7 protein-coding genes are annotated in these 7,573 nt (G+C 73.6%); 3 read left to right on the plus strand and 4 right to left on the minus strand.

The genetic code is table 11. The features are described from left to right. The coding region (locus ETD96_RS37115; protein ID WP_338072648.1) for an MFS transporter at positions 1–1,263 on the plus strand (1,263 nt) is incomplete at its 5' end. A 73-nt stretch (positions 1,264–1,336) separates the two neighbouring features. Here ETD96_RS37115 and ETD96_RS37120 read toward each other — a convergent pair. The 3 genes from ETD96_RS37120 to ETD96_RS37130 form a co-directional block, all read right to left on the minus strand. Beyond that, positions 1,337–2,752: a dihydrolipoyl dehydrogenase family protein gene (locus tag ETD96_RS37120; RefSeq protein ID WP_171069406.1), complete on the minus strand. Its 1,416-nt coding sequence runs from the start codon at positions 2,750–2,752 to the stop codon at positions 1,337–1,339. Positions 2,753–3,232: 480 nt separating this feature from the next. Next, complete coding sequence (locus ETD96_RS37125; RefSeq protein WP_138641190.1) at positions 3,233–3,826, minus strand: ASCH domain-containing protein; 594 nt, start codon at positions 3,824–3,826, stop codon at positions 3,233–3,235. Between the two features lie 129 nt (positions 3,827–3,955). Beyond that, complete coding sequence (locus ETD96_RS37130) at positions 3,956–4,561, minus strand: TetR/AcrR family transcriptional regulator (RefSeq protein ID WP_138641191.1); 606 nt, start codon at positions 4,559–4,561, stop codon at positions 3,956–3,958. 37 nt (positions 4,562–4,598) lie between these two features. Between ETD96_RS37130 and ETD96_RS37135 the strand changes: the two genes are divergently transcribed. Beyond that, a complete protein-coding gene (locus ETD96_RS37135; protein WP_138641192.1) occupies positions 4,599–5,132 on the plus strand; it encodes a GNAT family N-acetyltransferase in 534 nt (177 codons plus the stop codon). A 17-nt stretch (positions 5,133–5,149) separates the two neighbouring features. On the opposite strand, the gene ETD96_RS37140 is transcribed toward ETD96_RS37135, so the two are convergent. Then, a complete protein-coding gene (locus ETD96_RS37140) occupies positions 5,150–6,400 on the minus strand; it encodes an MFS transporter (protein ID WP_138641193.1) in 1,251 nt (416 codons plus the stop codon). Positions 6,401–6,436: 36 nt separating this feature from the next. Here ETD96_RS37140 and ETD96_RS37145 point away from each other — a divergent pair, with 36 nt between their 5' ends. After that, positions 6,437–7,498, plus strand: coding sequence for a LacI family DNA-binding transcriptional regulator (locus ETD96_RS37145; RefSeq protein WP_240808501.1), 1,062 nt, complete (start codon positions 6,437–6,439; stop codon positions 7,496–7,498). Positions 7,499–7,573 lie beyond the last annotated feature (75 nt).

Below are 7,573 nucleotides of genomic sequence, written 5' to 3' on the forward strand. Positions count from 1 at the left end.
GTGTCCCGCGTCCCGCTGCTCGCCCTCTGCGTCACCGAGATCACCAGCTGGGGCGTGCTCTACTACGCCTTCCCCGTCCTCGCGCAGGACATCACCCGCGACACCGGCTGGTCCACCGCCGCCATCACCGCCGCGTTCTCCGCCTCGCTCATCGTCGCCGCGCTGGCCGGCGTCCCGGTCGGGCGCGCGCTGGACCGGCACGGCCCCCGCGTCCTGATGACCGGCGGCTCGGCGCTCGCCGTGCTCGCCCTCCTCGCCGTGGCCGCCGCGCCCGCCCTCTGGACGTTCGCCGGAGCCTGGCTGCTGGCCGGCGTCGCGATGTCCGCCGTGCTGTACCAGCCCGCCTTCGCCGCGCTCACCCGCTACTACGCCCCGCACCACCTCGCCGCCCTGACCACCCTCACGCTGGTCGCGGGCCTGGCCAGCACCGTCTTCGCGCCGCTCACCGACACGCTGTCGGCCCACCTGACCTGGCGCGGCGTCTACGTCGTGCTGGCGGCGGTACTGGCGGTCGTGACCGTCCCGCTGCACCTGCTGGCCCTGCGCCGCCCCTGGCCCCCGCCACCTCAGGCCGCACCAGGCAAGCCCAGCCGTCCGCACGACCGGTCCAGGTCCGGGGTGTCGGCCACTGTGCGCAGCAGGCCGTTCCTCCTGCTGGCCACCGCGCTCACCCTGTCGGCGTTCGCGATGTACGCGGTGATGATCAACCTCATCCCGCTGCTCACCTCGCGCGGCGCCAGCGGCAGCACCGCCGCCTGGGCACTCGGCCTCGGCGGCATCGGCCAGGTCACCGGACGCCTCGGCTACGGCGCGCTGGTCCGCCGCACCAGCGTCCGTGCACGGACCGTCTGGATCCTCGCGCTGTCGGCCGCCACCACCGCGGCTCTCGCCGCCATCCCCGGACCCGTGACGCTGCTCATCGCCGTCGCCTTCCTCGCCGGCACGACCCGCGGCATCGCCACCCTGCTCCAGGCGACCGCCGTCTCCGACCGCTGGGGCACCGCGTCCTACGGCGCCCTGTCGGGCATCCTCGCCGCTCCCATCACCACCGCCACGGCCGTGGCGCCCTTCGCCGGAGCCGCCATCGCCGCCGCACTCGGCGGCTACCCCCGCATGTTCCTGGTGCTGACCGCCGTCGCCGTCCTCGCGGCCCTGCTCGCCGCCGGTACCGCACCTTCCCGCGCCACACGCCGCACATCGCCCGCAACGTCGACCGCGCGCACTCCCGCTCCGCGCCTGGAGCCGCGCAAGAGCGAGGAGTGACGTGGTGGACGTCGCCGTCATCGGAGAAGGCCAGCGGCCTGACGGCGCCCGTGGGCGTCCGTGGTCTCAGTCTTTAGCCGCGATAGGTCTCCAGTAGACGGAGCCAGACCTCGCTGATCGTGGGGTAGGCGGGAACAGCGTGCCACAGGCGGGAGACGGGGACCTCGCCGGCGACGGCGATGGTGGCCGAATGGAGGAGTTCGGCCACGCCCGCGCCGACGAAGGTGACGCCGAGGAGGATCTCGCGGTCCAGGTCGACGACCGCGCGGGCACGGCCCTGGTAGCCGTCGGCGTACAGGGAGGCGCCGGCCACCCTGCCGAGGTCGTAGTCGACCGCCCGGACCCGGTGCCCCGCGCGGGTCGCCTGCTCCAGGGTGAGCCCGACGGCCGTCGCCTCCGGATCGGTGAAGACGACCTGCGGCACCGCCCGCTCGTCCGCGGTCGCCACGCTGCGTCCCCACTCGGCCGTGTCGAGCGTCCGCCCGGCGGCGCGGTCGGCGATCACCGCACCGAAGATCCGCCCCTGGTACTTGCCCTGGTGGGTGAGCAGCGCCCGGCCGTTGACGTCCCCGGCCGCGTACAGCCACTCGCCGGGGACCCCGGCCGCCAGTCCGGTGTCGTCGACCTCGATGGGACGGCCCGCGTCCAGCCCGACCGTCTCCAGCCCGAGGTCGGCCGTCGCAGGCGTCCGTCCGGTGGCGAACAGGACCTCGTCCGCGGTGACCGTCTCGCCGCCGTCCAGCGTGAGGGTCACCGGCCCGTCGCGGCGGACGCCGGTGACGGACGCGCCGAAGCGCACATCGACGCCGGCCGCGCGCAGGCCCTGGGCCACCAGTTCCCCCGCGAACGGCTCCATCCGCGGCAGCAGCCGGGATCCGCGCACCAGCTGCACCACCTCGCTGCCGAGCGCCCGCCAGGCGGTGGCCATCTCGCACGCCACCACGCCGCCGCCGACGACGGCGAGCCGCGCCGGCACCCGCGCCGCCGAGGTCGCCTCCCGGCTGGTCCAGGGACGGACGTCGGCCAGCCCCGCCAGGTCGGGCAGCGCCGCGCGGGTGCCCGTGCACACGGCGACGGCGTGCCGGGCCGTCAGCACCCGCCGCCCGCCGTCCGGGGTCTCCACGGCGACGCGCTTGACCCCGTCCAGCCGCCCGCGGCCGCGCACCAGCACGAGCCCGGCCCCCTTCAGCCAGTCGACCTGGCCGTCGTCCTTCCAGTGCGAGGTGAACTCGTCCCGGCGTTCGAGGACGGCCGCCGCGTCCAGCGTCCCGCCGGCCGCCTCGCGGGCGCCCGGCAGCCGCCGCGCGTCCGCCAGCGCGGCGGCCGGACGCAGCAGCGCCTTGCTGGGCATGCACGCCCAGTACGAGCACTCCCCGCCGACCAGCTCGCTCTCCACGACCGCCACGCTCAGCCCGCCGGCGTGCGCCCGGTCCGCCAGGTTCTCCCCGGTCGGCCCGGCCCCCACCACCACGACATCGAACTCGTCCATGACCCTGCCTCACGATCTGAGTCGTCTTGATACACGTGCATCGTCCTGGATTCCCCGGCTCCCGGCAGCCCGGCCACGCCGCGACCGGACGACCCGGAACGGCCCTGCCACCGCGCTCAGCGGTGGGCTACGGTGACCGCAAGATCATTTACGTGAGGGGATGAGGCTGAAGCTGCGTTCCACAGTGGGTGCCGCGTCTACTACAGCCCGACGACGCGGAAGAACTGCGCGATCGCGCGGTCGGGAGGGTTCACCTACGGCAAGCTCCAGGGCGCGTGGGTGCAGATCGGCAAGTGGAGCGGTGGTGCGACGGACGACGACGGCTGGGGCAGCACCTACAAGTACTACGCGGGACCGGTGTACGTGTACGCCCCGAACGAGTGCATCTGAGCGGAGGGCCGGTAGCGGGGCGACGGAAGGCGTACGCGCGGGTGCCTGCCGCAGGCGCGCCAGGCACCCGGCATGCCCTCCGGAGTTTGGTCATTCGGTCAGGGACCGGAGGTAGGCCATCAGAGCCTTGCCGCGCGGGGAGAGCCGGTAGCCGGTCTCCAGGCTTTCGGTGAGGCCGAGGGCTTTGAGGCGACGCACATCGGCCTTGAAGGGCAGCTTGTCGCGGCCCAAGTGTTCGGCCAGGTCGAGGGCGCGCAGGCCGGGATGTTCCTCGATGAGACGGAGGACCTCGCGGGTCCAGGGGGCGCGGCGGCTCCGGGCGTCGATGGCGTCCAGGGCGGTGGCGAGGTCGGACAGTTCCCGGTCGGTCAGGTCGGCGTTCGCGGCCAGCTCCGATCGGGGATCGGGGCCGCCCAGGTGGAGCATGACGCGGTGGTAGCCGCCCTCCTTGCGGCTCTTGGACAGGGCGGTGAGCAGCGCCGCGCGGTCCGCGAAACCCGAACGGAGGGCGTCCTCCTCGGTGATCTCCTCGGGCGTCACGGGCGTGACCGAGTCGATGACGATGACCCCCGCCCAGGTGCGCTGGGTGCTCCCCGCGCGGACCCGGGGCTCGGCCCACACCCGGAACACCCGGTCGATCCGCCCGCCCGCGATCCCCTCAAGGACTTCCCGCCTGAACAGCATCGTTCCCTCCCAGGTGGTACGCCTCTCCTCCCGCAATCCTCTTCGGAAGCACCTCGAAAGGCCAACGAACGTGGCCGCCTCCCAGAGCGCGCCGGTCTTCGCGCGTGATCGGCCGGCCGGCTGACCTCGTCAGGAGCGGTGGCTGCGCAGGGCGGCAAGACCTGCGATGACGATCGCCTCTGCGTCGACGTCGTGCCGCTGGTGCAGTCTCGCGTACGTCGGGGCCACTGCGGGGTCGACCGGTGCGGTGCGCTCGCTGCTCACCGTGTGCGCCGTGGTGGCGCTGCCGATGACGAAGTTCGACAGTGCGTAAGAGGCGCTCAAGGGGTCCTGCGCACCGGCATCGGCCAGCAGTTGGCACATCCGCTCCGACAAGCGCAGGTAGTGCGGCCCTCGCGGAGCGCGCATCGCGATCACCTGGCACGCCCACCGATGACGCACCAGATGCCGGTAGCAGCCGAGCATGAGGGCGTCCAGATCCGCCCCGGCGATGAGGCCCTGGACCTCCGCATCCGCTCCCAGCGCCGCGTCGAGGGCGAGATCGAACAGGTCGTCGACCGAGGCCACCCGCGAGTACAGGCTCGCCGGCGCCACCCCCAGCCGGTTCGCCACCGCGCGCAGCGTCAGCGCCCGCAGCCCGCCCTCGTCCAGCAACGCCACCGCCACCCGCGCCACGGAGCCCACATCGACGGCGCGTTCGCGCCGGACGGGCTTGCGGTGCTCCCAATAGCTCACGGCCGTACCTTAACCGATCTATGTTAGTTTTATCTGCATGCTCGACGCCGCTCTCCTTCCGCTGCAGAACGACCGCGTACGGCTGCGCCCCCTGCGCGCCGAGGACGCCGCCGCCTTCGCCGAGGGCACCGGCGACCCGGCGGTGCGGCAGTACGGCCACCTCCCCGAAGCCGAGTACACCCCCGAGTCGGTCCAAGCGATGATCACGCGGGACGCCCGCCCGGGCCTGGAGCGCGGCGACCTCGCGGTCCTCGCGATCGCCGACGCGACGACCGACGAGTTCGCGGGCAGCCTCGTGGTCTTCGACGTGCGCGACCGGCAGGCCGAGGTCGGCTTCTGGGTGCACCCGCAGCACCGCGGGTCCGGACTTACGACCGCTGCGCTCGACCTGTCCGCGTCCTTCGCCCACGACAGCGGTCTGCGCGAACTCACCGCACGTACCTCGCCCGAGAACATCGCCTCGCAGCGCGTCCTCGCCTCAGCCGGCTTCACTCTCCAAGGCCGCGGCAAGGGCACCGCGCCCTCCGGCGAACACGTCGAACTGCTGCACTACGTGCGCGCACTCTCCTGACACTCGCTGTGTGCGGCTCACTCTGAGGTCGTGAGCCGGCCGCCGTCCGGGCGTGGCGCCCTTTCCTTCTTGACCCCGTCGCGGCGGCCTTTAGCGGCAGGTGCGCTCAGGCGGAGCAGCGCCGGGGTGAGGGCGAACAGGATGCCCGCGAGGGCCGCGACCGCGACCATGGCTCCGCGGAGCCCCGCGGCCTCGGCCCACAGCCCGACGTAGACCGGTCCGACCAGGAACCCGAGGTAGGCCACGGCTGTGACGACCGATGTCGCGCGGCCCCGGTAGGACTCGTCGACGTTCGCCGAGACGACGCCGAGGAGGGTCGGGAACAGTACCGCGGTCCCGGCGGCGGCCGACGCGAGACCCAGCGCGGCGATGAGCAGCGTGGGCGCGGCGGCGATGAGGAGCGCGCCGGACGCGGCGGCGAAAGCGCCGCAAAGGAGAACGGTCCGAGCGTGAACGGTCTTGAGGCCGCCCATGGAGAACCTTGTGACCGCGACCGTGCCGGCGAACACGGCAGGTGCGACGGCGCTCAGGCCCCCGCCTGAGCGAAGCTCTTCGTGGGCGAAGACCGCGCTCCAACTCTGGTGCGCGTTCTCGCTGGCGAACGCAAGCGCGCCCAGGACTCCGATCAGCAGCAAGGGGACGGTCCTGTGCCGCCCAAGCGGTGCCGGAGCCGCAGCGGGGACGCGGTCGTGTCCCTGAGCGGCGGCACCGGCAGGCGGCGTCCCGTACACGGCGGCACCGGCCAGCAGGCAGAGGGCGGCTACGGCCGCGAACGGCACCGCGAGCGGTAGGGACGCCGCCGACGCCAGCCCGGTGGCGAGACTGGCGACGACCACCAGCCCGGAGAAGACGCCGTGGGCGCGGGTGAGGACGGGCCGGCCGGTGACCCTTTCGGTTCGTCCGGCGACCGCGTTCATGGCCACGTCGGCGGCTCCGCTGGCGGCGCCGACCAGGGCCAGCCCGGCGCACAGGCTCGCGGAGTCCACCGCCGTCAGCGACAGCCCGGCACCGGCGATGCCGAGGGCGGCGATGGCCGCGGCAGCGACCGGCGGTCCCCACCGGTCCAGTGCCCGGCCGGCCAGCAGCATCGCGGGAAGGGCGCCCGCGCCCACGAACAGCAGCGCGAACCCGAGCCGGCCGTCCCCGATGCCGGCCTGGTGCTGGACCCGCGGCACGGAGGCGCCCCACACGCCCCAGAACGCGCCGAACGCGGCGAAGAGCACGTACGCCGAGACGATCAGGTGGCGCGAACCGGGGGCCTTCGGCATATGTGTAACGATACACGCCAGGCTAGGCTGGAGCCCGTGGAATCGTCCGTGGGTTCGAAGCGGGTGACCCTCGCCCAGGTCGCCGAGCTGGCCGGCGTGTCGGTCATGACCGCCTCGTACACCTACAACCGGCCGGAGCGCGTGTCGGACCAGGCCCGGGCGAAGGTGCACGCCGCGGCGGCCCGGCTCGGGTACGCGGGGCCCGACCCGAGCGCCCGGTCGCTGCGCCGGGGGAGGACCCAGACGCTCGGTGTCGTGATGGGCGAGCATCTGAGTTACGCGTTCGACGATCCGGAGGCGGTCTCCTTCCTCGCCGGAATCGCCGATGTCTGCGCCGACCGCGGCTACGGCATGACCATCCTGCCGATCACCGGCGCCGCCGACGACGTCCCGCGGGTCACCGCCGCCGCCGTCGACGGGTTCATCGTCTGGACCACGTCCGACGACGACCCGGTCTTGGCGGCCGTCCGGGCGATGAAGCGTCCCGCGGTCGTCCACGGCGGGCCGAAGGTGGGCGGGATGGGGCTCGTGAGCATCGACAACCGTGCTGCGGCACGCGCGGTGGGCGCGATCGCGTTCGCGGGCGCCGAGCGTCCGGCGATCGTGAGCTTTCCGCTCTCCCGAGACCGGACCAGCACGGTCACCAGCGGCGCGGACATCACCGACGTCCTGTTCCCGGTGACGCGGGAGCGGCTGGAGGGCTATCGGCGAGCGGCCGAGGACGCCGGCATCGCCTGGCGCGACGTGACCATCGCGGTATGCGCGCGCAATGACGCGGCCGAGGCCGAGCGGATCGCGGCGGCCCTGCTCGCCGCCCCCGAGCCGCCCGACGCGATCGCCGCCATGAGCGATCAGCAGGCGGCCGGGGTCGTCCACGCGGCCCGTGCCGCCCGCCGCGTCGTCCCCGACGACGTCGCGGTGACCGGATGGGATGACGCGGCGGTGGCGGCCCGACTCGGATTGACGACGGTCGCGCAATCGCTGCGCGACCAGGGCGCGGCATGCGCGCGTGCCGCGCTCGGAGAGAAACCCGATGCCCGGACCGCATCCTGGTCCATCGTTCGCAGAGACAGCACGCGCCGGTCGACGACAAGGTGACCGGCGGCTGTGTGCATCGTTGTGCCGTGAGCCGGTGGGGAATGGGAGGAGCGTCGGCGGGGGAGCTGTGAGGAC

The sequence above is a fragment of the Actinomadura geliboluensis genome (assembly GCF_005889745.1).
In the GTDB taxonomy this organism is placed as follows: domain Bacteria; phylum Actinomycetota; class Actinomycetes; order Streptosporangiales; family Streptosporangiaceae; genus Spirillospora; species Spirillospora geliboluensis.

Bases quoted from the DNA above. Each gene is read 5' to 3' on its own strand.
- ETD96_RS37120 (WP_171069406.1), bottom strand. From the start codon at position 2,752: ATGGACGAGTTCGATGTCGTGGTGGTGGGGGCCGGGCCGACCGGGGAG.
- ETD96_RS37125 (WP_138641190.1), bottom strand. From the start codon at position 3,826: ATGCTGTTCAGGCGGGAAGTCCTTGAGGGGATCGCGGGCGGGCGGATC.
- ETD96_RS37135 (WP_138641192.1), top strand. From the start codon at position 4,599: ATGCTCGACGCCGCTCTCCTTCCGCTGCAGAACGACCGCGTACGGCTG.
- ETD96_RS37140 (WP_138641193.1), bottom strand. From the start codon at position 6,400: ATGCCGAAGGCCCCCGGTTCGCGCCACCTGATCGTCTCGGCGTACGTG.